The organism is Crossiella sp. CA198, from assembly GCF_052078295.1.
In the GTDB taxonomy this organism is placed as follows: Bacteria; Actinomycetota; Actinomycetes; order Mycobacteriales; family Pseudonocardiaceae; genus Crossiella.
On the sequence record NZ_JBQJIM010000010.1, the window covers coordinates 133531 to 157364 of the forward strand.

Consider the following 23834-nt stretch of genomic DNA (forward strand, 5'->3'; position numbering starts at 1 on the left):
GCATCGCCAGCGAATCGAAAGCGCAGGCAGACACGGTGGTGGCACAGGCAGCAGCGATCAAGGAGTGATCATCGTGACCAGCAGCAAAACCCCGGTCAGCGTCATCGGACTCGGCCGCCTCGGCGCCGCGCTCGCCGAGGCGTTCCTGGCCGCAGGGCACCCGACCACGGTGTGGAACCGCTCGCCGGGCAAGACCGGGCACCTCGCCGCCCGGGGCGCCGTCGTGGCCGGTTCGCTGACCAAGGCGATCGAGGCCAGCCCGCTGGTGCTGACCGTCCTCGCGCACCACGGCGCGGTGCGCGAACTGCTCGACCCGGTGGTCGGCAGCCTCAGCGGCCGGACCCTGCTCAACATCAGCTCCAGCACCCCGGAGGACATCCGCAAGCTCGCCACCTGGGCGCAGGGCCACGGCGCGGACTACCTGGACGGCGCGGTGATGGCGGTGCCCCAGGCGATCGGCACCGCGGACGCCCAGGTCCTCTACAGCGGCTCCCTGGCCGCCTTCGACAGCTACGGCGAGCAGCTCGGCGTGCTCGGCGCGGCCCGCTATGTCGGCGCGGACCCGGGGGTGGCCGAGCTGTACAGCTACGCCCTGCTCAGCGCCGGGTACGGCACCCTGTTCGGCTTCCTGCACGGCACCGCGATGCTGGACTCCGCAGGCGTTCGCCCGACCGAGTTCCTCGCGTTGGCCGTGCCGTGGCTCAACGGCATGGTCGCCTTCCTCAGCGAGATCGCCAGGGAGACCGAGACCGGGGACTACAGCACCGGCGAGTCCAGTCTGGACATCAACCTGTTCGCGCTGGAGAACATCGTCGCGGCCAGCCGCACCGCGGGTGTGGACCCCGGCTTCCACCTGCCCACCGTCGAGCTGGTGCGCAAGCGGATCGCGGCCGGGAACGGGCAGGAGAGCGCCTCCGGTGTGTTCGAAGTCATGCGCACCGGGGGTTGACCTCCAGTTAGGTCGAGCTTGTTGGCTGGGCAGGCCAGACCTACTGAGGGGAAACACAGATGCGTGCGGTGTGGTTACGCGAGTTCGGCGGGCCCGAGGTGCTCCAGCCCGGCGACGCCCCTGATCCGGCACCCGGCGAGGGTCAGGTGCTGATCCAGGTGGCCTACGCCAACATCACCTTCGTGGAGACCCAGTTCCGGGCCGGTGGCGAGAGCCCGTTCCGGGTGGAACTGCCGGTCATCCCGGGCAACGGGGTCGGCGGCACGGTCCTAGCCGCCGGTCCCGGCGTCGACCCGGACCTGGTGGGGGAGCGGGTGATCAGCAGCCTGACCGGCTCCGGGGGCTACGCCGAACTCGCGGTGGCCGCGGCCGCCACCCTGCACCGGGTCCCGGCGGAACTGCCCCTGGACAGCGCGGTCGCGCTGCTGGCCGACGGCCGGACCGCGGCGATGCTGCTGCGGGCCACCGAGGTCACACCGGGGGAGCGGGTCCTGGTCGAGGCGGCCGCGGGCGGGGTCGGCTCGCTGCTGGTGCAACTGGCTGTCGCGGCCGGGGCCACCGTGGTCGCGGCCGCGGGCGGCACGCACAAGACCGAACTGGCCGCCTCCCTCGGCGCGGCCGAGGTGGCCGACTACACCGAACCTGGCTGGACACAACGGATCGCGCCGGTGGACGTGGTCTTCGACGGGGTCGGCGGCGAGATCGGCCGGGCCGCTTTCAACCTGCTCGGCCAGGGCGGCCGGATGATGAGCTACGGCCTGGCCAGCGGCGAATGGGCGGGCATCGCCGAGCAGACCGCCGCCGAACGCGGCGTCACCCTGGTCTCGTTGCGCCCCTCCCCAGAACTGGTGCGGGACAGCACCCGGCATGTGCTCGCCGAGGCCGCCGCCGGACGGCTGCACCCGGTGATCGGCCAGCGATTCCCCCTGGAGCAGGCCGCCGCCGCGCACGCCGCCATCGCCAACCGCGGCACCATCGGCAAGACCCTGCTGGAGGTCAAGTGAAGATCGGCGTGCAACTGCCCTCCTTCGGCGTGGACCCCTCGGCCACCGCGGCCGAGCACGCCCGGCACGCCGAGGGCCTCGGCCTGGAATCGGTGTGGACCGGCGACCACCTCATCCCCGCCCTGCCCTACCTGGACAGCACCCTGGTCCAGGCCACCGTCGCGGCCAGTACCAGCAGGATCAAGCTCGGCTTCGGCGTCCTGATTCCCGCCCTGCGCGGCGCGGCCTGGGCGGCCAAACAGATCGCCACCCTGCAACACCTCTCCGGCGACCGCCTGATCGTCGGCATCGGCACCGGCGGTGAACCGCACGGCGACGCGGCCTGGCGCGCGATCGGCGTGCCCTTCGCCGAACGCGGCAAACGCACCGACGCGATCCTGGCGGTGCTGCCCGATCTGGTGGCCGGGCGGGAGGCGGCCATCGACGGCGAGACCGTGCGGATGTCGCCTGGCGCCACCGTGCCGCCGCTGCTGATCGGCGGCAGCGGCCCGGCGGCGTGGCGGCGGATCGAGCGGCTCGGCGCGGGCTGGTACCCGGCGTTCGTGCCGCCCTCGGTAGTGGCCGGGGGGATCCAGCAGCTCCGGGATCGCGGGATCGAGGCCCCGGTGACGGTCGGGCTCAGCGTCGGGCTCGGCGCGGTCGAGCCGTCGGTGGTGGCCGACCGGGTGCGTGGGCTGAGCGACTACGGGGTCAGCGAGGCCGAGGCCCGCCAGGCGATCGTGGTCGGATCGCCGACGCAGGCCGCGGCGCAGCTGGCCGCCTACGCCGAGGCCGGGGCGGAACGGGTGGTCGCGATGCCGTTCCCGGCGGACCGCTTCCAGCAGCGGGAGTTGCTGGCCGAGGCCATGCGGCAGCTGACCGGCTGACCGCGGGGCGCGGGCGAACTCGCTCGCCCGCGCCCGATCCCGGCCTCAGCCCAGGCAGGCGCGGACCGCGGTGGCCAGCTTCACCGCCCGCGGGTCATCCGGCCGGAAGTTCCACAGGTTGGTGACGTAGCCGAAGCCGACCTCGGCGTCGGGGTCGCCAAAACCGATCGAGCCACCGGAACCCGGGTGCCCGAAGGCCCCCGGCCCGGACAGCGGCATGATCCGGGCGGCCCGCATGAACCCGAGCGACATGTAGAAGGAGCGGTCGGCCGGGATGTTCAGCTCCGGCGGCAGCCCGTGCATCCGCGTCTTGTCGGTGTGCACGACCGACATCTGCTCGACCGTGGCCGGGTTCAGCAGCCGCGTCCCGTCGACCTCGCTGACCGTGGCGGCGTACATCCGGGCCAGCGAGTGCGCGTCCGCGACCATGTTCGCGGCCGGGAACTCCGCCGCCCGCCAGGCCCGCGTGGTGAAGTAGTCGGTGGTGTTGTCCAGGGCGCCGCCGAGTGAGCCCGCCTTCATCTGGACCGAATCCGGGCTGTACAAGGCGTTCACCCAGGCGGTGACCGTGTCCTCGTCGAGACCGGTCAGCTGGACCATCCCGGCGATCAGCTCCGGCACGCTGAACGGCGCGGCGTAGTGCAGCTTGGACACCCGCTGCTCATGTTCCTCGGGCAGGCCGATCCAGGCGCTGAGCCCGAGCGGACGGGCGACCTCCTCGGCGAAGAACGTGCCGAGTGACTTGCCGGTGATCCGGCGGACGAGTTCGCCGACCAGGAACCCGTAGGTGACGGCGTGGTAGACGTGCTCGGTCCCCGGAGTCCACAGTGGACGCTGGGCTTCCAGGGCCCGGATGACCGGGTCCCAGGCGCAGGCCTCCGCGAAGGTCAGCGGTCCGTCCACGATCGGCAGACCGGCCTGGTGCGAGAGCAGCCAGCGCACCTTGATGTGTTCCTTGCCGTTGGCGCCGAACTCCGGCCAGTACCGGGTGACCGGCGCGTCCAGGTCCAGCAAGCCGCGCTGTACCAGCAGATGCGCGCAGATCGCGGTGGCGCCCTTGGTGGTGGAGGCGACCTGGATGACGGTGTCCGCGCGCCACGGCAGGTTGGCCTCGCGATCGGCCAGGCCACGCCACAGGTTGATCACGGGGCGGCCACCGACGTAGACGCTGCACGCGGCGCCGATCTCGCCGTCGCCCTCGAAGTTGGCGTGGAAGACGTCAGCGACCTTGCCCCAGCCTGGCTCGACGCACTCGGGACTGGTGGTGTGTTCCATGATGGAATCCTCTCTGATGCCCTGGAAATGGGCATGGCGAACAAGCCTGTTCCAGGGCGAAAGTTGTTGTGCGGTAAGAGATGTGGCCGATCCGGTGCGGAGGCTAGGAGATCCGGCGCCGGTAGGTCGCCGTGGCCAGGAGATAGGCCACGAGCAGGACGCCCGCACACCAGGCCAGCGCGATCCAGAGGTCGTCACCGGCGGGCTGCTGGGTGAGCAGGCCGCGGATGGCGTTGACGATGGCGGTCACCGGCTGGTGCTCGGCGAAGGCGCGCACCGGGCCGGGCATGGTCGCGGTGGGCACGAACGCGGAGCTGAGGAACGGCAGGAAGATGAGCGGGTAGGAGAACGCGCTCGCGCCGTCCACCGACTTCGCGGACAGCCCGGCGATCACCGCCAGCCAGGTCAGCGCCAGGGTGAACAGGATCAGGGTGCCTGCCACCGCGAGCCAGGCCGGCACACCGGCCCCCGAGCGGAAACCCAGCAGCAGGGCCACGCCCAGGACGATCACCAGCGAGAGCAGGTTGGCGATCAGGGAGGTGAGCACGTGCGCCCACAGCACGCCGGAGCGGGCGATCGGCAGCGACTGGAAGCGCTCGAAGATCCCGCTGCGCAAGTCGGTGAACAGCCGGAACGCGGTGTAGGCGACGCCGGAGGCGACGGTGATCAGCAGGATGCCGGGCAGCATGTAGTTGATGTAGGAGCCCGACCCGGTGTTGATCGCGCCGCCGAAGACGTAGACGAACATCAGCATCATCGCCACCGGCATGATCGCGGTGGTGATGATGGTGTCCAGGCTGCGCGTGATGTGCTTGAGGGACCGTCCGAACAGGACGGTGACATCGCTGACTAAGTGTGTGGTCATGGTGATTCCTTGGCGCCGACGAGGGCGAAGAAGACGTCCTCCAGGGTCGGCTGCTTCTCGACGTATTCGACCTCGGCGGGCGGCAGCAGTCGTTTGAGTTCGGCGAGGGTGTCGTTGACGATGATCCGGCCCTGGTGCAGGATCGCGATCCGGTCGGCGAGCTGTTCGGCCTCCTCCAGGTACTGCGTGGTCAGCAGTACCGTGGTGCCGCGCGCGGCCAGGCCCTTCACCGCGGCCCACACCTCAAGCCGGGCCTCGGGGTCGAGGCCGGTGGTCGGCTCGTCCAGGAAGATCACCGGCGGATTCCCGATCAGGCTCATCGCGATGTCCAGCCGGCGGCGCATGCCACCGGAGTAGGTGGCGACCTTCCGGTCGGCCGCCTCGGTCAGCGAGAACCGGGCCAGCAGGTCCGCGGCGATCACACGTGGCTGCTTCAGGTGCCGCAGCCTGGCGATGAGCACCAGGTTCTCCCGCCCGCTGAGGATCTCGTCCACGGCGGCGAACTGCCCGGTGAGGCTGATGGACTCGCGCACCCGCGCCGGCTGCGCGGCCACGTCGAAACCGGCCACCCTGGCCGTGCCCGCGTCCGCCTTGAGCAGTGTGGACAGGATCTTCACCACCGTGGTCTTGCCCGCCCCGTTGGAGCCGAGCAGGGCGAAGATGTGGCCCGGCGCCACCTCGAAGTCCACCCCGCGCAGCACCGGCAGTTTCTTCACCCGTGCCTTGTACTGCCACCACCGTTTTTTGTCGCCGATCACCGTGTCGACGATCTTCGAGACGAACATGTCAATTACCCCCTGTGCGGAGCTGAGTGAGCCGTTCTGCGAGGAAGCTCCAGGTCCTCCAGAACTCTTCGAGGTGCTGCCTGCCCGGCGCGTTGAGCGAATACACCTTGCGCGGCGGCCCTTTCTCCGACGGGACCTTCGCCACGTCGACGAAGCCGCGCTGTTCGATCCGGACCAGCAGCGCGTAGACGGTGCCCTCGGCGATGTCGGCGAAGCCCTGATCGCGCAGCCACGCGGTGATCTCGTAGCCGTAGGCGGGCCTGCCGGACAGGATCGCCAGGACGATGCCCTCCAGCACGCCCTTGAGCATCTCCGTCATCTGCTTACCCACGGACCGCGCCCTCCCGGACTACTTGGTGTCACTGACTACCGGTACATAGTAACGCTGAATACCGACGGCGCAAGTCCCCCGGCGAGTTGGCCCAACCGGTACGCCGGGTTGGCTTAAGTGGGCGTACCAGTTGGCCCAAGTGGTACGGGGGTGCGCAGCAGTGCCGCCGCGAGTGCGGCGAGCAGGGTCACCGCGGCTGCCACCGCCAGCGCGATCCGCAGGCCCGGCAGCACATCCGTGCCCACGGTGCCCGCCGCGTAGAGCGCGCCGAGCAACGCCACCCCGACCACCGTGCCGGTCTGCCGGGTCGTGTTCACCACCGCCGAGGCCAGCCCGGACCGTTCGATCGGCACCGCGCCGAAGGCGGTGACGTTGGTCGGCGTCATGGCCAGCCCCATGCCGAGGCCCACCAACGCGAACACCAGTGCCGCCAAGGCGAACGGGGTCCCGGGGCCCAGCAGCAGGCAGCCGCCCAGGCCCAGTGCCGCCACGCCGTAGCCGAGCGCCATCGCCGCCGCGCCACCCAGTCGCGCGGTCAGCCGGCCCGCCACCGGGGAGGCCGCCAGCATGGCCACCGACAGCGGCAGCAACCACAGCGCCGACTCCGCCGCGCCCAGACCCCGGCCCTGCTGCAGGTACAGCGCCAGCAACACGAACGCCGCGTAGGGCCCGAAACCCAGCGCGAACGAGGCGTAGTTGGCCACCGCGAACGCCCGGTCCGCGAACAACCGCACCGGCACCATCGGCCGCGGCTGCCGCAGTTCCACCAGCACGAAGAGTACCGCTGCCAGCACGGCGAGCCCGACCGTTATCCACACCCCCAGATCCAGACCGTGGCGGCCCGCGCGGATCAGGCCCAGGCTCAGCGCGGTCGGCCAGGCGATGCCCAGCAACTGGCCCAGCGGGTCCAGGGCGGTGTGCGCCGGATCCGCCGATTCCGGCACCGCCACCTGCACCGCGACCAGCGCGGCCAGTCCGAGCGGCAGGTTGAGCAGGAACACGCTCCACCAGCCGAAGCCGTCCACCAGCAGTCCGCCGAGCACCGGGCCCAGTGCCGCGGCCAGCCCGCCGAACAATCCCCACCAGCCCAGCAACGCCGCGCGCCGCACCGGATCCGGGGTGCTCCTGGCCAGAATGGACAGTGACCCGGGCAGCAGCACCGCGGCCCCGGCACCCTGTCCGACCCGGCCCGCGATCACCAGGCCCACCCCGTCGGCCAGCGCGCTGACCAGCGACCCCAGCAGGAACACCAGGATTCCCAGCAGCAGCAACCGTTTCCGCCCGTACCTATCGCCCAGCGCGCCGCCGGTGAGGGTGAGTCCGGCCAGGCACACGGTGTAGGCGTTGACGATCCATTGCAGACCGTCCACCCCGGCCCCGAGGTCCCGTTGGATCGCGGGCAGGGCCACGCCGATCACGGTGGTGCCGAACAGGGCCAGCGCGGTGCACAGGAACAACGCGGTCAGGAAGGTTCTGGTGACGATCACCCGCGCAGCGTGCGGGTTCAAGCCGACTTGAAGTCAACCGCCGCGGTCAGCTCCCGCACCTGCCCGTCCAGCCGTGCCGCCAGGTGCTTGCAGTCCCGCACCGGATGCGCCCGCGGGCAGGTGAGCAGGTGCTCCAGGTAGTCCTGGGCCTGCCGCAGCTCGCGCACCCGCTCGGCCAGTTCGGCGGCCCGCCCGGCCAGCACGGTCCGCGCAGACTCGCCCTGGCCCGCCTCCAGGAGCTGCCGGATGTCCTCCAGGCTGAGCATGCCGGTGCGTTGCAGCGTCAGCACCAGGGCCAGCCTGCGCAACTCGGCCTCGCCGTACCAGCGTTTCCCGCGGTCCTGTCCGGCGGGCGGCACCAGGCCGATCTCGTCGTAGTAGCGCAACGCCGAGGCGCGCAGCCCGAACAGTCGCGCCACCTGGCCGATCCCCAGCAACTCGCTCACCCGGCCCACCGTAATCCCTGGCGTCAGAGAATGCAGTCACATACAATGAGTCCAGAAACCATTTACCGCTCATGGGTTCATGGGCACATGGGATCCCCAAATGTGATCTCAGTCGGTCGCACTACTTTCGTAGTTGCCCCATACGGCCGCTGTTGAATACTCCCGTTTACGATATCGTGGGTCGCCGTCGTCGATAAATTGAGACGATTGGGAAGGGATTCCATGATTACCATGCTGGCCGCGGCTGGAATGGCTTTTTCCCTGCTTGCCTCTCCGGTGCCGGCGGCCGATTCAGCGCCGCCGGACAAGGTGACCGTCGAGGTGGTCACAGCGAACGGATCCGGCTGTCCGCCCGGCACGTCCGCTGTCGCCGTCGCCCACGACAAGACCGCCTTTACCGTGACCTACAGCGACTATCTCGCCCAGGTCGGCGTGGGCGCGAAACCGACCGACGTTCGCAAGAACTGCCAGCTCGCCCTGCGGATCCACTACCCGCAGGGCTTCAGCTACGCGATCCAGAAAGCGGATTACCGGGGTTACGCGAATCTCCAGCCAGGGGCGCGCGGACTCCAGCGGGCGAACTACTACTTCCAGGGAATGTCGGCCACCGAGTCGCGGAGCCATTGGTTCAACGGTCCGTGGGCGGATAGCTGGCAGGCAACCGACACCTCCGAAGGTCCCAACCTGATCTACGCTCCCTGTGGCGAGACCAGGAACCTCAACGTCAACACCGAGCTGCGTGTGCAGGCGGGGTCCTCGAATCCATCGACGACGACCAGTTTTATGACGATGGACTCCACGGATGGCAGCATTCGCACCACCTACCACTTCTCCTGGAAGCGGTGCGACTAGCGGATTGCCGGGTGGCTCAGGTCACAGGGGGGAACCAGGTGGACCAGCTGACCGACCTGACTGGCGTGGTCGGCTCCGCGCGGTGTGCACGCACCGCCACGCGGAGCCGGCCACCGTCCACAGCAGTCGGCGGCGTCCCCTGGAGTGAGCAGTGCAGCAAGGTGTCGCGACCAGCGCGACCGCGGGTAACCAGGCCGAAGACGACGGTCCCGGCACCCGGCTGGGCACGGTCGAACTGGCCCTGAGCGGCATGACCTGCGCCGCCTGCGCGGCCCGGATCGAACGCAAACTCAACAAGATCGACGGTGTGCACGCCGTGGTCAACTACGCCACCGAGCGTGCCGCGGTCTCCTTCCCGCCCACCGTCGGCATCCCCCGCCTGGTCGAGGCGGTCACCGCCGCTGGTTACAGCGCGCGAGAGGTCCGGGAGACGACGGCAACCGACACCCCGGACCCGGTGCGCGCGCTGTGGCACCGGCTGGTCGTGTCGGTGCTGCTCACCTTCCCGCTCGCCGACCTCGCGCTGGCCATGGCCTGGGTGCCCTGGCTGCGCTTCCCCGGCTGGCAGTGGGTGTGCCTGGGCCTGGCCGCGCCGGTCGTGCTGTGGGCCGCGCTGCCCTTCCACCGGGCCGCGCTGCGCAACGCCCGGCACGGCGCGGCCTCGATGGACACGCTGGTCTCGCTGGGGGTGCTCAGCGCGTTCGGCTGGTCCGCCTACGCGATGTTCAGCACCACGGTCACCGGCGGCATCTACCTGGAGGTCGCCGCCGGGGTGACCACCTTCCTGCTCGCCGGCCGCTACTTCGAGGCCCGCGCCCGGCGGATGGCCGGGGACGCGCTGCGCTCGCTGTCCCTGCTCGCGGCCAAGGACGTGTTGTTGCTGCGCAAGGGGAAAGAGGTCCGGGTCCCGGTCGGGCAGCTGCTGGTCGGCGACCTGTTCGTGGTGCCGCCGGGGGAGAAGATCGCCACCGACGGGGTGGTCGAGTCCGGGCGGTCCGTGGTCGACCTGAGCATGGTCACCGGCGAGTCGGTGCCGGTGGAGGTGGAGACCGGCACGACCGTCATCGGCGGCACGATCTCGCACAGCGGCAGGCTGATCGTGCGCGCCACCGGCGTCGGCGCGGACACCCAGCTGGCCAGGATGACCGCGCTGGTCGAAGCGGCCCAGGCGGGCAAATCCGGCGCGCAACGGCTGGCCGACCGGGTGGCCGGGGTGTTCGTGCCGGTGGTGCTGGTGCTGGCCGCGCTGACCCTGGCGGTCTGGCTGCTGGCGGGCGGGTCCACCGAATCGGCCTTTGGCGCGGCCCTGGCGGTGCTGATCATCGCCTGCCCGTGCGCCCTGGGCCTGGCCACGCCGACCGCGTTGCTGGTGGCCACCGGCCGCGGCGCCCAGCTCGGCATCCTGCTGCGTAGCGCCCAGGCCCTGGAATCCACCCGCGCGGTGGACACGGTGCTGCTGGACAAGACCGGCACGGTGACGACTGGCCGGATGTCCCTGGCCGAGACCTACACCAGCGGCGACCCGGCCGAGCTGCTGCGCTACGCAGGCGCGGTCGAATCCGCCTCCGAACACGCCATCGCCGCCGCGATCACCGCCGCCGCCCGCGCGGAATTCCCCGAACTGCCCGAGGTCGCCGAGTTCGCCGCGCTGCCAGGGCTCGGCGCCAGCGGCCGGGTGGACGGCGCGGAAGTGCTCATCGGCCGGTTGTTGTTGTTCGCCGAACGCGGTTGGACCGTCGAGCCGGAATTGGCGGAACGCTGCGCGGAATGGGAAAAGCTGGGCCGAACCGTCGTGGTGGCTGGCTGGGACGGCGCGGCCCGCGGTCTCCTGGCGGTGCTGGACACGGTCAAGGAATCCGCGCCGGGCGCGATCAAAGCCTTGCGCGCACTCGGTTTGACCCCGGTGCTGCTCACCGGCGACAACGAGGCCACCGCCCGCCTGGTCGCCGCGGCGGTCGGTATCGAGGAGGTGCACGCCGGGGTGCTGCCGCAGGGCAAGGTCGAGGTGGTGCGGGCGTTGCAGGCCCAGGGCCGCCGGGTGGCCATGGTGGGCGACGGCGTCAACGACGGTCCGGCGCTGGCCGCCGCCGACCTGGCCATGGCCATGGGCACCGGCGCGGACGTCGCCCTGCACGCCGCCGACCTGATCCTGGTGCGGGACAACCTGATCGCCGTCCCGGACGCCATCCGGCTGGCCCGCGCCACGCTGAACACCATCCGCGGCAACCTGTGGTGGGCCTTCGGCTACAACGTGGCCGCACTGCCGGTGGCCGCCCTCGGCCTGCTCAACCCGCTGATCGCCGGGGCCGCGATGGCGCTGTCCTCGGCGTTCGTGGTGTCCAACAGCATGCGGCTGCGCAAGTTCGGCGGCGGCCGGTAGCCGCCGGGTCAGGCGCGCGGCGGCGCGGTGGAGGCCCGCACCACCAGTTCCGCGGCGAAGGCTGGCAACTCCGGCACGGCGCCATCGAGCAGGCCGAGCACCGCCCGCGCCGCCGCCCGCCCCATCTCCCTGGCCGGCTGGCGCACCGTGGTCAGCGGCGGCACCGCGTACCGCACGCTCGGCAGGTCGTCGAACCCCACCAGCGACACGTCCTCGGGCACCCGGAAACCGTGCTCCGCCAAGGCCAGCCGGGCGCCCGTGGCCACCTGGTCGTTCGCCGCGACCACCGCCGTGCACCGGATTCCCTTGCCCGCCACCAGGCGCACCGCGCGCTGCCCGTCGTCCTCGTGGTATCCGCCGGGCACCGCGACCGGGGTCAGTCCGGCCGCGGTCATCGCGTCCCGGTACCCGCGCAGCCGCTCCTCGGTGTCCTGCTGCCCGGCCTCGCCGCAGATGTGCACGATGTCCCGATGCCCAAGGGAGATCAGGTGTTGGGTGGCCAGCCGCGCGCCGTGGTGGTTGTCCAGGGTGATCGCCGGATGACCCGGCGCGCCGCGCAGCACCGTGACCAGGGGCAGATCTCCGGCCGCCGCAACGAGATCCGGGCCGGGCAGGCGACCGCCCAGCACGATCAGCGCGTCGGCCTGGCGCTGCACCAGGTGTTCCAGGGCGCGGCGTTCGGTCTCGGTCTCGAAGGCGCCGCTGGCGAACAGTGCCTGGTAGCCAAGGCCGTGCAGTTCGGCCTCCACCCCGGCCATGATCAGGCCGTAGAGCGGGCTGGCCAGGTCGGGGGTGAGCACGCCGACGGTGAAGGTGCGGCCCCAGGCCAGGCCCTTGGCCATCAGGTTGGGGCGGTAGCTCAGATCGGCCATCGCGGACAGCACGGCGTCCCGCTTCTCCGGGGCGACCACGGCGTTGCCGGTGAGCACCCGGGACACCGTCGCCTTGGACACCCCGGCCCGCGCCGCGATGTCGGTGATCGTCGCCTTCCTGCCAGCCACCAGCCCCACCCTCCCCATTCACCTGGGCGTTGACCGCCCCTGTGACGGATGTTACATTCCCGAAACGCGTTTGAAACCGGTTTCAAACCAGTGGTTCACCACCCCCTGCTTGGAGGAACCATGAGTTTGCTCAGCCGTGGGCTGGCCGCTGCCACCGCGGTCCTCACGTTAGGCGTGTTAGTCCCGCTGGCCGTCGTGGTCGGCACGGGGTCGGCCCAGGCCGAGCCGATCGGCGCGGGCAGCTACACCACCACCCTGCCCGCGGGCGCGGTCCTGCCCACCGCCTGCGGGGAGATCCCGCGCAACCCCCGCCAGTACGTCACCGGCAACGCCCCCGCCGGCGCGGTGCCGACCAACGACTGGTGGTCCTCGCTGATCTTCAAGCGCAACAATTGCGCGTACTCCGACAACTTGATGGCGCACCCGTTCTCCTTCAACACCAGCGCGAACGGCCTCGGCGTCGACTACGCCACCAACGTCACCATCAGCGGCACCGCCACCGGTGTCGGCGAGTACCACTACCCGTACTCCACCGACTTCACCCTGGGCGTGACCGGGCTGAACTCGCCGGATGTCAAGGTGGACGGCTGGACCGACTGGACGGTCAGCCCGTACTTCAGCGATGGCGCGCGCACCCTGCGCACCACCATCGGCCACGGCCTGCCCTTCGTCTACGCCAGGGTCACCGGCGGCGACGCGCGCCTGGGCTTCCCGGCCGCGCCGACCGTGTGGTCCAACACCGGGGCCACCATCGGTTTCACCGCCGAGGGACACGACTACGTGGCCTACGCGCCGTCCGGCTCGACCTGGAACGTCGGCGGCAACGCGATCACCTCCTCCTTGGCGGGCAAGGGTTTCTTCTCGGTGGCGGTGCTGCCGACCACCCCGGCCAGCAGCGCGGCGGACCGGCAGGCGCTGCTGAGTTCCTACGGACGGCACGCGCACGCCCACGTCACCGGCACCAAGGTGGAGTGGGCCTATGACCAGGCGGCCAGCACGGTGCGCGCCACCTATCGCTACACCACCCAGGCCATGGAGGGCGGCCAGAGCGGCACCGTGATCGCGCTGTACCCGCACCAGTGGCAGAACCTCAGTGGTGCCACGCCGATCGCGCAAACCTATGTCTCACCGCGTGGTCAGCTCAAAACCCTGGTCGGCGCCTCGGCGTTCACCACCGCCATCCGCTACCAGGGCGTGCTGCCCGAACTGCCCCAGGTCGGCATGACCGGCGGTGACCTGAGCACGCTGAACAACTACCTCGGCGAGGCCTCCGCCGGTGACCCGTTCGGCGGGTTCAACAACGACACCTACTGGACCGGCAAGGCACTCGGCCGGGCCGCGCGGATGATCGAGATCGCCGACCAGGTAGGCAACCTGGCGGTGCGGGACAAGCTGATCGGCGCCATCCGCACCCGGCTCACCGACTGGTTCACCGCGCCCGGCGGCAAGAACGAGCGGGTCTTCTACTACGACCGCAACTGGGGTTCGCTGACCGGATTCCCGGCCTCCTACGGCTCGGACACCGACCTCAACGACCACCACTTCCACTACGGCTACTACATCTCCGCCGCGGCCACCCTGGCCAAGTTCGACCCGGCCTGGGCCTCGGCCGGCCAGTACGGCGGCATGGTGAACCTGCTGATCAGGGACGCCAACGGGTTCAACCGCAACGACACCATGTTCCCGTTCCTGCGCGACTTCGACATCTACGCCGGCCACGACTGGGCGGCCGGGCACGGCGCGTTCTTCGCCGGGAACAACCAGGAATCCAGCTCCGAGGGGATGAACTTCGCCAACGCGGTGATCCAGTGGGGCCTGGCCACCGGCGACACCGCGGCCCGCGACGCCGGGTTGTTCATGTACACCACCCAGGGCGAGGCGATCAAGGAGTACTGGTTCGACAACCGGGACGTCAACTTCCCCAGCGCTTTCCAGCACTCCACGGTCGGCATGGTGTGGGGCGACGGCGGCGCGTACTCGACCTGGTTCAGCGCCGAACCGGAGATGATCCAGGGCATCAACATGCTGCCGATCAACGGCGGATCCCTGTACCTGGGCCATGATCCGGCCTACATCGACCGCAACCTGCGGGAGCTGGTGACCAACAACGGCGGCCCGCCCACGGTGTGGCGGGACATCATCTGGTCCTTCCAGGCACTGTCCAAACCGGACACCGCGCTCGCGGAGTTCCGCGCGGGCAGCTACACCGTGGAGGAGGGCGAGACCAAGGCCCGCACCTTCCAGTGGCTGCGCAACCTCAGCGCGCTGGGCCAGGTGGACCGCACGGTCACCGCGAACCACCCGCTGCACGCGGTGTTCACCCGCAACGGCGCGAGAACCTATGTGGCGGCCAACATCTCCCACCAGCCGATCACGGTGACCTTCTCCAACGGCACCACGCTCACCGTGGGCGCGGGCAAGACGGCCACCACCGGCGCGATCACCTGGAGCGGCGGCAGCGGTTCTGGGGGCCAGCCCACCACCAGCGGCAGCTCCACCACGACGACCACGACCGGCACCACCACGACCACCACGGGGCCGCCGCCGGTGCGCGGCAACCGGTTCTTCGTGAACAACCCGGGCGCGCTCAGCCTCACCGAGTCCGCAGGGGCCCGGACCGACACGATCGCCGGTGCGGGCGGCGGCAACAACGACGGCGTCCCGCGCAACGCCCAGACCTACACCGCCTGCGGCCTGTCCGGTACCCATGACCCGGCCCGGCAGACCGGGTTCAGCCTGTTCGTCGACTCCGGCGCCGGTGTGGCCAACGGGGTGCAGGCGCGGGTTTCCTACGACTTCACCGGCTCCGGCAGCTACGGCCGGGTGGAGACCTACCGCTACTTCGCCACCGACCCGGTGACGGGGTGGGAGAACTACACCGCGGGCGCCCAGCACTCCAGCTCGGGCGGCTTCAGCGAGCTGCGCGACGGCTGTGTGCGGCTGGAGGTGTGGAGCGCGATCGGCACCGGCCCGACCTCGCTGCGGGTCAACGCGACCGCGGGCCAGGGTCAGCAGTCGGTGTTGACAATTCCATTCCAGTAAGCCCAGCCGGTAAATCCATCGCCTTAGTTCACAACCGTGAAAATTCATGGTTGTGAACTAAGGCGATGCCGTTTTCCGGTGATTTACGAATATCGGCGGATTGACCGGGGCGTGGTCTGGACCACACCATCGTTTGCGTTATCCGCGCTTCTCGCCGCGACGCGCAACCCGGGTATCCATCCATGAGGAGACCGATGACCGCCCTGCATCGACGCCGGACAATCGTCGCCGCGCTCGCCTCGATCACCGCATCATTCCTGCTGGTAGGCGCCTCGCCTACGTTCGCAGAACCCGCACCGGCCGCCATCCCTGCCCCGGCGGCCGCCCTGGCCCCACCCACCTTCACCCACCCCGGCGTGTACGTGAGCCGGGGCCAGCTCGACTTCGTGCGGGGCAAGGTCCAGGCCGGCGCGCAGCCATGGAAGGCTGCCTATGACCAGATGAACGGGCATGCCCTTGCCTCGTTGTCCCGAAATCCGAAACCACGGGCCGTGGTCGAGTGCGGTCCGTACTCGAACCCGAACCTGGGCTGCACCGATGAGCGACAGGACGCCATCGCGGCCTTCACCAACGCGTTGAACTGGTACATCACCAGGGATCAGCGTTATGCGACCAAGGCCATCCAGATCATGGACGCCTGGTCGGCCACCATTCGCGACCACACCAACAGCAACGCGCCGCTGCAGACCGCCTGGGCCGGGGTGTCCTGGGCCAAGGCCGCGGAGATCATCCGGCACACCGGCGGCGGCTGGTCCGCGGCCGGGGTGACCCGGTTCAGCACCATGCTGCGCAACGTCTACCTGCCCAAGGTGATCAACGGCCACGCCACCAGCAACGGCAACTGGGAACTCACCATGATGGAGGCAGCCATCGGCATCGCGGTGTTCCTGGAGGACCGGAGCGCCTACGACCGGGCGGTGACCAAGTTCCGTCAGCGGGTGCCCGCGTTCCTCTACGTCACCGGTGACGGCGCCTACGCCAAGGGCCCGGTGGGCAGCGGCATCGACACCAGGGAGGAGATCATCCGCTACTGGCACAACCAGTCCACCTTCGTGGACGGGCTGAGCCAGGAGACCTGCCGCGACTTCACCCACACCGGCTACGGCCTGGCCAGCATCGCCAACTTCGCCGAAACCACCCGGCACCAGGGCCAGGACCTGTACCCGGAGATCGGCGACCGGCTGCGGCACGCGCTGGGCTTCCACGCCAAGTACGAACTCGGCGAGGCGGCCCCGAGCTGGCTGTGCGGCGGCACCATCAAGCGTGGCGTCGGCCCGGTCTCCGAGGTCGGCTACAACGCCCTGGCCAACCGGATGGGCCACACCATGGCCAACACCCAGCGCCTGGTGGAGTCCCGCCGCCCGGCGGGCACCAACATCCTCTTCGTAGCCTGGCAAACCCTCACCCACGCCAACAACCCAGCCTGACCCCGCTGCCCGCGCCCGCCCCTCCGCCGAGGGCCGGGCGCCCGGCAAGCCACCCGGAGTGTTGGCCGTTCTCGTACGCCGAGTTGGCCCAACTGGTACGCCAAGTTGGCCCAAGTGGGCGGCGAGTTGGCCCAAGTGGGCGGCGAGCGTTCGAGTTGGCCCAACTCGGCGTACGAGTTTGCCCAAGCGGGCGTACGAGTTGGGCCAACTCGGCGGGCGGTCAGCCGGTCCGGAGCAGTTGCTCGTTCATAATGAGGAACGCGCCGAGGCCGTGCAGGTCGTTGGTGCTGCGCGGCCGGGTGAAGTAGTAGTTGAGATCGCCGGGCCCGGTGCCGACACAGATGTCGCGCAGGTTCGTCCGCCCGTCCGTGCCCAGCGAGATCCGTTGCAGCACACCCTGATACCCCTTGGCCGCCACCGCGCGGAAGCCCGGCTCCAGGTACCCCTTCTCCACCCCACGGGAGAGCATGAAGGTGAACATGGCCGAGGCGGAGGTCTCGGTCCAGTTCCCCGCGGTGCTACCCCGATCGACCACCTGGAACCAGCGCCCACTGGCCGGATCCTGGAACCGCTGCAACGCCACCGCCAGCTGCCGCACCGTGTCCAGTAACGCGGCCCGCCGGGAATGGTTGGCGGGCAACACATCCAGGATGTCCATCGCGGCCATCGCGTACCACCCGATCGCCCGCGCCCAGTGATGCGCGGAATGCCGGTGCGGATCCGGCGCCCACCCAGCCGAGCCGTCGGCGTCGTAGGCGTGGAAGAGCAACCCGCTGGGCGCCTTCAGCCTGGTGTGATAGGTCAGCATGTTGCGGGTGGACTCGTCGAAACCGTAGGTCTGGCCGTAACGCTGGGAGTGCAGCGCGATGAACGGCTGGGCCATGTACACCCCGTCCGCCCACAACTCGCCGACCTTGCCGGTGGCATGCCACATGCCGCCGTCGCTGGTCCGCGGATAGCTCGGGAAGCGATCCCGGATCCGGTCCGCCGCGATCTTGTACCGCTGCTGCCCGGTCTCCTGGTGCAGCAACGGCAACAGGTAACCCGGCCGGAAGGCGTCCAGATCGTTGAGCCGGTTGGCGAAGTTGCCGTTGGCGTCGACATGCCGGTCCATCCACTGCCGGACATAGTCGAGATAACGCGCGTTCCCGGTGCGCTTGTACACCAGGTACTGCCCGTAGAGGTAAAGCCCACGTTCATAGGTCCAGCCACCCAGGGTGGCCGGGGTGAACCGGGCCATCGTCGAGTCGACCACAGACACCGACCAGTCCGGCGCGGCAAACGCGGTTCCCGGCAACAGCGGGGCGGCCGCGAGCGCGCCGAGGGTGCCCAGGAGGAATGTGCGGCGGGAGGGTTCAGCGGGCTGAACATTTCGCATGAGGCGATTTCCGTCGTCGTATGGGGTGATACGGCGGCGGCGCCAGCGGGAAAGACGAAAACGAGTAGAGCAGCCCCCGGATCAGACTGTCAATCAGGCGAAAAGGCGGCCGGGGCTTCGGTCGGCCGGAGATCAGCACGACGCCGGGGAGCGCGGTGTCGGGGAGCGTGGGACCGGGGAGCGTGGGACCGGGGATGCGCGATGCCGGACGCTTAGCTCACCCAGGCCCGCCCGTCTATACTGGTGCCGGGTTTCCTGGCCGACGTCATCCTTTAGTGTGCAGCCGAGGCCGGTGACCTGGGCGTGGATGGTGAGCTGAGGCTGTTCGCCAAGAGATGTGCCGCTCGCGGAACTTCGGCCGCTGATCGTTTCGTTCCGCAGAAAGAAGCGGTGCGCGGGGCGGGGGAGAGGCGACCGTCGGCACGGCCCCGCGTGGCTGAGTCGGCCAGGTGATGCGTCGGCCGGGTAATGCCCAGGCGATGAGTTGGCCGGGCGAGGTGAGCAGGCCCGGCACCAGCGCCGCGGGCTGGCCAAGCGCCGCGGACCGGCCACCGGGGTGCCGCGGACCAGCCAGCCACCAGCCACCGGCGCCCAGCCACCAGCGCCCAGCCACTAGCGCCCGGCGCCCAGCCACCGGCGCCCGGCGGGCGGTGAAGTGGACTGGCGACCTGCGACTGGCGGGAACGTGGTCCCGGCGACCGCTGGCGGCGAGGGTCGGCCTCCGGCTCCGGCTCCGGCCCCGGCCTCGGCGGCCCCGGTCCCCGGTTGCGGCTTGGACCGGCGGTGACGTGGACCGGCGGTGAGGCACCGCCCGGCCCCCGATCCCTGGCCCCTGCGCTGGGCGCTGGGCGCTGGACGCATGCGCAGCCCCGCCCGCGATCGACGGGTTGAATGCTGATGGCGAGTTCTGGCCAGGCACGCCGGTTGACGGTCGGGGAATTCTGTGGTGGTCGAATCCGGCGCGGGTGACATTAACACGCCACATACCAGTGAATTCCGGCAATTCGGGTAGGTAACTTCTCTTCGCGACGGTTTCGAACCGCCATCCGTAACCGAGCTGGAGGCTGCCGGAGTGACGACTGCGCCAAATCTGGAGGAACTACCGCTGCTGCTGTGCACGCGGCCCGTGGTCGGCAGGCTGGATCCGGTGCTCCGGGAACTCCAGTCGCGGGCGCCGATCACCAAGGTCCGGACCCGGGCTGGGGACGAAGCCTGGCTGGTGAGCAGGCATGCCGAACTCAAAAAGCTGTTGCTGGATGGGCGGTTGGAGAACGCGCATCCGGATCCGGCGAACCGGCCGCGGTATCTGGACAGTCCGGTGTTCGACTACAACCTGCTCGGCACTGATTTCACCGAGGCCAATCAACTGCACCGGGACTTCCGGTCCGCGCTCACCCCGTTGTTCTCCGCCCGCCGGGTGGCCGTGCTGCGCGAGGGCATCCGGGCCCGGGTGCACGCCCTGCTGGATCAGCTGATCGAGCAGGGGCCGCCCGCCGATCTGCACAGTGAGTTCTCGCTGCCGTTGTCGCACGGGGTGCTGAGCGATCTGCTGGGGGTGCCGGATGAGCGGACCTTCATCAGTCTGCTGCTGGCGGTGGATGACGAGGCGTCGGTGGGCGCGGTGTTCGGGCATCTGGTCGAGGCGGTGACCTGGCGGATGGCGCATCCGGGGCCGGACATCATCACCGCGCTGGCCGAGGCGGGGGTGCCGGTGGAGCAGATCGTGTCGCTGGTGTCCACGATCAGTTTCCCGTTCCTGGTCACCCCGGGGGTGCAGAGCGTGGGCATCGGCTTGTTCGCCGCGCACCCGGAGCAGCGGGACCTGCTCGCGCGCGATCCGGGGCTGATCGAGACCGCGGTGGAGGAGGTGCTGCGGATGGGGCAGGTGGTGGAGTCGGTGATGCCGCGTTACGCCGAGTCCGACATCGACATCAGCGGGGTCACCATCCGTGCGGGCGAACTGGTGCTGTGCGATCACTACTCGGCCAACTACGACGACCTGGTATTCCCCGATTCCGAGCGCTTCGACATCACCCGCGCCCCCAACCCGCACCTGGCCTTCAGCCACGGCATCAGTCACTGCATCGGCGCGCCGCTGGCCAAGGTGCAGCTCAGCGAGACTTTCAGTGCGCTCATCGCCCGGTTGCCGGGGCTGACGCTGACCGTGCCAGTGGCGGAGATTCCGATGAATGTGGATCCGGAGGCGGTGAAGCTGGGTGGTGGCGTGGACGGGCTGCCGGTCACCTGGTAGGCCAGGGCCGGGCCTCGGCGAGCAGGCCGAGCATCCCGGCGACCAGGCGCATGTGTTCGACGTTGCGGATGTCCGCCTCGACCAGCCGCGGTGAGCAGATCAGCACGGCCAGGACCTGGGCGCGGGAGAGGGCGACGTTCAACCGGTTGCGGGACAACAGGAAGTCGAGTCCGCGGGGCAGGTCGGCGGCGGCTGAGCTGGTCATGGTGGCCAGGACGACCGGGGCTTCCTGGCCCTGGAACTTGTCGACCGTGCCGACCCGCACCTCCGGGTAGCCCGCGCGTTCCAGCGCGCGCCGGACCACCCGGACCTGGAGGTTGTACGGGGCCACCACCAGGATGTCGGACTCGGTGAGCGGGCGGGACTCGTCGCCGTCGGTCCAGGTGCGGCCGAGCAGGTCGCGGGTGAGGTCGACGATCACCGCGGCTTCCTCGGGGGAGGAGGCCAGGTTGTGCCGGTGGTCGACCTCGTACAGGTGCAGACCCGGTGCCACACCGGCGATCCCGCGTCCGGCGGCGCTGGGGTGGGCGTGCAGCAGGCCGGCGTAGGACAGGTTCGAGATGGGCAGGCAGACCGCGGGGTGCATGCGGCGGGACTGGTCCAGGAAGTAGCCGAGCGCGGGCGGCATCACGTCGGCGGCGCCGATGAGGTGGCCGAGCGCGGAGGCGTCCGCGCCGGCCGGGTGGGTGCCCTGCACGACCTGGGGGAGTTGCTGCGGATCGCCCAGCAGCACCAGGTTCCGCGTGCACAGGGAGACGGCGAGGGCGTCGGCGAGGGCGAACTGACCGGCCTCGTCGATGATCAGCACGTCGAAGGGCTGGGCGCGCAGCGCGGCGTTGGCGAAGGTCCAGGCGGTGCCGCCGACCAGGTGCCCGCCGCCCTGCTCCTCCCGCCAGCGGGCCAGGTCGTTGGTGGACTTGGGCTGCTCCCACAGGCAGTCCGGTTCGGGGGTTTTCTTGGGGCGCTTGGCCATCGGCAGCGCCACCCCGGTCGCCTGCGCCGCGCCACGGGCCGCGGTGAGCACGTTCTCCACCGCCTTGTGGCTGTTGGAGGTCACGCCGACACTGCGTCCGTTGGCGACCAGGTGCGCGATCAACCGGCCGGCCAGGTAGGTCTTGCCCGCACCCGGTGGGCCCTGCACAGCCAGGGTGGAGCCGTCCAGGGCGTCCACAGCGGCGATCACCGTGGCCACCAGGTCGCCGTCGAAATCGTTGGGGGAAGGGAGATCCCGGTTGCCGCACAGGCGGGGGCGGCGGCGCAGCAGGTCCAGGCCGGGGTGGGCGGGCAGCACCGGCAGGGTGTCCACGGTGATCCGGGCCAGGTCGGCCACGGCCTCGTCCTTGGGGCTGGGGCGCACCGGACTGCCGGGCAGCACCGCGGCGGGGCGGCCGTCGAACCCGTCGAGTTCGGCGGGTTTGGCGCTTTCCTGCACGGTCAGGCCGTCGGCTCCGGCGTCGACGACCAGGGCGTCCCTGGTGCGGTGGCCGGGGTAGAGCAGGCGCACGGTGTCGCCGGGGGCGAAGGGGTGTGGCCGGTCCGGGTCGCAGGCCAGGCGAACCTCGCGTTTGGCGTTGCGCACCCGGCCCGACGGCGCGGTCCAGTCCTGTGTGGACACTGACACCGGGACGGCGCAGGTGTTGTCGGACTCCAGATCCGTGAGTGGCGCGGCGACCTGGCGGAAGAACTCCCACCACGCCGGGTTGGTCTCCCGCCGGTGGTAGCCGACCGAGGCGGCCAGCAGGGACCGGGTGCGGTGGTCGGGGGTGAAGGCGGCCGGGTTCTCCGGGAGTTCCGCCAGCAGCGGGTCGACCAGGGCGGCGAGCTTGGCGGCGCGTTCGGCACGGCGTTGCGCGGCCAGTTCATCGGCGGCGGACTCGATGGCAGCGTCCAAAGTGGACGGATCGATCGGCGGCGCTGGCTCGATCCCGGCTTCGGCGCGGATCTCCAGGAGGAAGCGGTAAAGGCGGTTGGTGGACACGCAGTCGTACTCGTTGTAGTCGGCGATGCCGCGCAGCACCGCGGCCGCGCGGTCGGTGTCGCCGACCTCGGTCAGGGTGAGGTAGTCCTCGTAGGCCTCGATGCTGGACACCGCGTTCTGCACGTCCCCGGCCCGGGATTCGGGCATGTACAACGGTTCCAGGTACTTGATCGAGTAGGATCGCTGGGACACCCGGAGTCCCTTGCGCACCACGGTGTACAGGTCGACCAGCACCCCGCCGCGCAGCAGGGTGTCGACCTCCTCCTCCCGGGTGCCGTGCAACGCGGCCAGTTTCTTCAGCGCGTTCGTCTCATAGGGCGCGTAGTGGTAGACGTGCAGATCCGGGTGCTCGGCAAGGCGTTCGGTCACGAAGTCCACAAAGGACTCGAACGCGCGTTTCTCCTGTACCCGGCTGTGTGCCCAGAACGGGGTGAAGTGCTCCAGGCCGCCGGGGGTGAGGGTGATCGCGCCGAAGAGGTACTCCAGGCCGTCGGAGTCCAGTGCGAACGGATCGCCCTCCATGTCGAAGAACACGTCGCCCGGACTGGGTTGCGGCAGCCCGGCCAGTTCGTCCGGGGCCACGATCTCGTAGGAGACCTTGCCGATCGGGTCCTCCGGGGTGCGGGTGAGGTCCTGTTGCACCTGGAGGGTGGCCTGGGCGCGCAATCCGGTGAAGGTGGCCGCCGACAGGGTGGGCGGGCGTTCGTTCTCGGTGGCCGCGGCGAGGGCTTCGATGGTGCCGATCCCGGCGGCGGCGAGTTTGCGCCGCTGGTCCGTGCGCAGGCCCGCGACCAGGGACAGGTCCCTGGCGGCTGAGCGGCCCTGGGCGCAGTGCTGGGCGAAGCGGCAGGTCGCGCAGGCCGGGCGTTCGTCGTCCCACAGCCGCTCGGGCAGCGTGGCGGGCTGGCCGAGCCGGGTGCGCAGGCGGTCCCGGAGGTGGGCCAGCAGCGGCAGGAATTCCTGTACCCGCAAGGAATGCGCGCTGCCGTCGCCGAGCAGCAGGTGCATCAGCGGGCCTGCGGTGAACCCGGTCTGGGTGAGCGCGTGCGCGTAGGCGGTGAGCTGGAGCACCGCGGACGGGCGGGCGTGCCGGGCGAGTTTGGCGTCATGTGGTTCGTAGGCGCCGTCATCGGTGGCGATGAGGAAGTCGGCGCGGCCGGAGAACTCGCCGTCGTAGAACACACCCTGGTAGATCACCGGAGCCCCGGCGGCCAGGGCCTGCCGGGTGCGTTCGGCGGCCGCGGTCAGCGCGTCCGGTGTCGGGGCCGGGGTGTCGATCTCGACCACCCCGGCCCCGTACCGTTGCCGGAGCCGGGCCAGCACGGCCTGCTCGTGCGCGAGGCCGTGTTTGGCGACCAGGGCCTCGGAACCGCGTTCGGGCGCGGGCGCGCCGGGCAGGCCGAGCGCGAGGGCCTGGTTGAGCAGGCTGCGGTGCCCGCACTCCATGAGGTCGACCAGGTCGGTCGGGGAGTGGACGAGCCCGTGATCGGTCCGCAGCATCCGGTCAGTCTGCCGGG

The 23834-nt window shown here is 70.3% G+C and carries 18 protein-coding genes; 9 read left to right on the forward strand and 9 right to left on the reverse strand.

The window, feature by feature from the left end; all coding sequences use genetic code 11:
• Window positions 1-73 precede the first annotated feature (73 nt).
• The 3 genes from ACTOWY_RS18305 to ACTOWY_RS18315 are packed head-to-tail and all read left to right on the forward strand — an operon-like array spanning window position 74 to window position 2819.
• Window positions 74-949 (forward strand): NAD(P)-dependent oxidoreductase, encoded by an 876-nt coding sequence (locus tag ACTOWY_RS18305; protein ID WP_441310845.1) that lies wholly within the window; start codon window positions 74-76, stop codon window positions 947-949.
• Between the two features lie 59 nt (window positions 950-1008).
• A complete protein-coding gene (locus ACTOWY_RS18310; RefSeq protein ID WP_441310846.1) occupies window positions 1009-1953 on the forward strand; it encodes a zinc-binding dehydrogenase in 945 nt (314 codons plus the stop codon).
• Window positions 1950-2819 carry an LLM class flavin-dependent oxidoreductase gene (locus tag ACTOWY_RS18315; RefSeq protein WP_441310847.1) on the forward strand — a complete coding sequence of 290 codons (870 nt, stop codon included), beginning with the start codon at window positions 1950-1952 and terminating at the stop codon, window positions 2817-2819. Before ACTOWY_RS18310 ends, ACTOWY_RS18315 begins: the two co-directional genes overlap by 4 nt.
• Before the next feature lie 45 nt (window positions 2820-2864).
• On the opposite strand, the gene ACTOWY_RS18320 is transcribed toward ACTOWY_RS18315, so the two are convergent.
• The 6 genes from ACTOWY_RS18320 to ACTOWY_RS18345 all read right to left on the reverse strand — a co-directional run bounded on the left by ACTOWY_RS18320 (window position 2865) and on the right by ACTOWY_RS18345 (window position 8008).
• Window positions 2865-4094, reverse strand: a complete 1230-nt coding sequence (locus tag ACTOWY_RS18320) for a serine hydrolase domain-containing protein (protein ID WP_441310848.1) — start codon at window positions 4092-4094, stop codon at window positions 2865-2867.
• Between the two features lie 103 nt (window positions 4095-4197).
• Window positions 4198-4959, reverse strand: a complete 762-nt coding sequence (locus tag ACTOWY_RS18325) for an ABC transporter permease (protein WP_441310849.1) — start codon at window positions 4957-4959, stop codon at window positions 4198-4200.
• Complete coding sequence (locus tag ACTOWY_RS18330; RefSeq protein WP_441310850.1) at window positions 4956-5744, reverse strand: ATP-binding cassette domain-containing protein; 789 nt, start codon at window positions 5742-5744, stop codon at window positions 4956-4958. The genes ACTOWY_RS18325 and ACTOWY_RS18330 overlap by 4 nt, the downstream gene beginning before the upstream one ends.
• A gap of 1 nt (window position 5745) precedes the next feature.
• Window positions 5746-6075: a PadR family transcriptional regulator gene (locus ACTOWY_RS18335; protein ID WP_441310851.1), complete on the reverse strand. Its 330-nt coding sequence runs from the start codon at window positions 6073-6075 to the stop codon at window positions 5746-5748.
• Between the two features lie 113 nt (window positions 6076-6188).
• Complete coding sequence (locus tag ACTOWY_RS18340) at window positions 6189-7562, reverse strand: DHA2 family efflux MFS transporter permease subunit (protein WP_441310852.1); 1374 nt, start codon at window positions 7560-7562, stop codon at window positions 6189-6191.
• A gap of 17 nt (window positions 7563-7579) precedes the next feature.
• Window positions 7580-8008: a MerR family transcriptional regulator gene (locus ACTOWY_RS18345; protein ID WP_441310853.1), complete on the reverse strand. Its 429-nt coding sequence runs from the start codon at window positions 8006-8008 to the stop codon at window positions 7580-7582.
• A gap of 222 nt (window positions 8009-8230) precedes the next feature.
• Between ACTOWY_RS18345 and ACTOWY_RS18350 the strand changes: the two genes are divergently transcribed.
• Together ACTOWY_RS18350 and ACTOWY_RS18355 are read left to right on the forward strand one after the other, a co-directional pair.
• Window positions 8231-8860, forward strand: a complete 630-nt coding sequence (locus ACTOWY_RS18350) for a DUF4360 domain-containing protein (protein WP_185004809.1) — start codon at window positions 8231-8233, stop codon at window positions 8858-8860.
• Between the two features lie 220 nt (window positions 8861-9080).
• Entirely contained in the window at window positions 9081-11240 is a 2160-nt protein-coding gene (locus ACTOWY_RS18355; RefSeq protein WP_441311008.1) for a heavy metal translocating P-type ATPase, read from the forward strand.
• An 8-nt stretch (window positions 11241-11248) separates the two neighbouring features.
• Here the strand turns inward: ACTOWY_RS18355 and ACTOWY_RS18360 are convergent, their stop codons facing one another.
• Window positions 11249-12241: a LacI family DNA-binding transcriptional regulator gene (locus ACTOWY_RS18360; RefSeq protein WP_441310854.1), complete on the reverse strand. Its 993-nt coding sequence runs from the start codon at window positions 12239-12241 to the stop codon at window positions 11249-11251.
• Window positions 12242-12361: 120 nt separating this feature from the next.
• Between ACTOWY_RS18360 and ACTOWY_RS18365 the strand changes: the two genes are divergently transcribed.
• Together ACTOWY_RS18365 and ACTOWY_RS18370 are read left to right on the forward strand one after the other, a co-directional pair.
• Window positions 12362-15283 carry a glycosyl hydrolase gene (locus ACTOWY_RS18365; RefSeq protein WP_441310855.1) on the forward strand — a complete coding sequence of 974 codons (2922 nt, stop codon included), beginning with the start codon at window positions 12362-12364 and terminating at the stop codon, window positions 15281-15283.
• A 194-nt stretch (window positions 15284-15477) separates the two neighbouring features.
• The gene (locus ACTOWY_RS18370; protein ID WP_441310856.1) at window positions 15478-16710 is read left to right on the forward strand and encodes an alginate lyase family protein; all 1233 of its coding nucleotides are present in this window, start codon (window positions 15478-15480) and stop codon (window positions 16708-16710) included.
• Between the two features lie 220 nt (window positions 16711-16930).
• On the opposite strand, the gene ACTOWY_RS18375 is transcribed toward ACTOWY_RS18370, so the two are convergent.
• Entirely contained in the window at window positions 16931-18088 is a 1158-nt protein-coding gene (locus tag ACTOWY_RS18375; RefSeq protein WP_441310857.1) for a glycoside hydrolase family 88/105 protein, read from the reverse strand.
• Window positions 18089-18572: 484 nt separating this feature from the next.
• Here ACTOWY_RS18375 and ACTOWY_RS18380 point away from each other — a divergent pair, with 484 nt between their 5' ends.
• Window positions 18573-18704 (forward strand): hypothetical protein, encoded by a 132-nt coding sequence (locus ACTOWY_RS18380; RefSeq protein WP_441310858.1) that lies wholly within the window; start codon window positions 18573-18575, stop codon window positions 18702-18704.
• Between the two features lie 456 nt (window positions 18705-19160).
• Window positions 19161-20339, forward strand: a complete 1179-nt coding sequence (locus ACTOWY_RS18385; RefSeq protein ID WP_441310859.1) for a cytochrome P450 — start codon at window positions 19161-19163, stop codon at window positions 20337-20339.
• On the opposite strand, the gene ACTOWY_RS18390 is transcribed toward ACTOWY_RS18385, so the two are convergent.
• The gene (locus ACTOWY_RS18390; protein ID WP_441310860.1) at window positions 20329-23817 is read right to left on the reverse strand and encodes a TM0106 family RecB-like putative nuclease; all 3489 of its coding nucleotides are present in this window, start codon (window positions 23815-23817) and stop codon (window positions 20329-20331) included. The genes ACTOWY_RS18385 and ACTOWY_RS18390 overlap by 11 nt on opposite strands.
• Window positions 23818-23834 lie beyond the last annotated feature (17 nt).

What these genes read in the sequence shown, in the direction of transcription:
- ACTOWY_RS18325 (WP_441310849.1), bottom strand. Translation starts at nt 4,959, where the DNA reads ATGACCACACACTTAGTCAGCGATGTCACCGTCCTGTTCGGACGGTCC.
- ACTOWY_RS18310 (WP_441310846.1), top strand. Translation starts at nt 1,009, where the DNA reads ATGCGTGCGGTGTGGTTACGCGAGTTCGGCGGGCCCGAGGTGCTCCAG.
- ACTOWY_RS18390 (WP_441310860.1), bottom strand. Translation starts at nt 23,817, where the DNA reads ATGCTGCGGACCGATCACGGGCTCGTCCACTCCCCGACCGACCTGGTC.
- ACTOWY_RS18320 (WP_441310848.1), bottom strand. Translation starts at nt 4,094, where the DNA reads ATGGAACACACCACCAGTCCCGAGTGCGTCGAGCCAGGCTGGGGCAAG.
- ACTOWY_RS18350 (WP_185004809.1), top strand. Translation starts at nt 8,231, where the DNA reads ATGATTACCATGCTGGCCGCGGCTGGAATGGCTTTTTCCCTGCTTGCC.
- ACTOWY_RS18330 (WP_441310850.1), bottom strand. Translation starts at nt 5,744, where the DNA reads ATGTTCGTCTCGAAGATCGTCGACACGGTGATCGGCGACAAAAAACGG.
- ACTOWY_RS18365 (WP_441310855.1), top strand. Translation starts at nt 12,362, where the DNA reads ATGAGTTTGCTCAGCCGTGGGCTGGCCGCTGCCACCGCGGTCCTCACG.
- ACTOWY_RS18370 (WP_441310856.1), top strand. Translation starts at nt 15,478, where the DNA reads ATGACCGCCCTGCATCGACGCCGGACAATCGTCGCCGCGCTCGCCTCG.
- ACTOWY_RS18375 (WP_441310857.1), bottom strand. Translation starts at nt 18,088, where the DNA reads ATGCGAAATGTTCAGCCCGCTGAACCCTCCCGCCGCACATTCCTCCTG.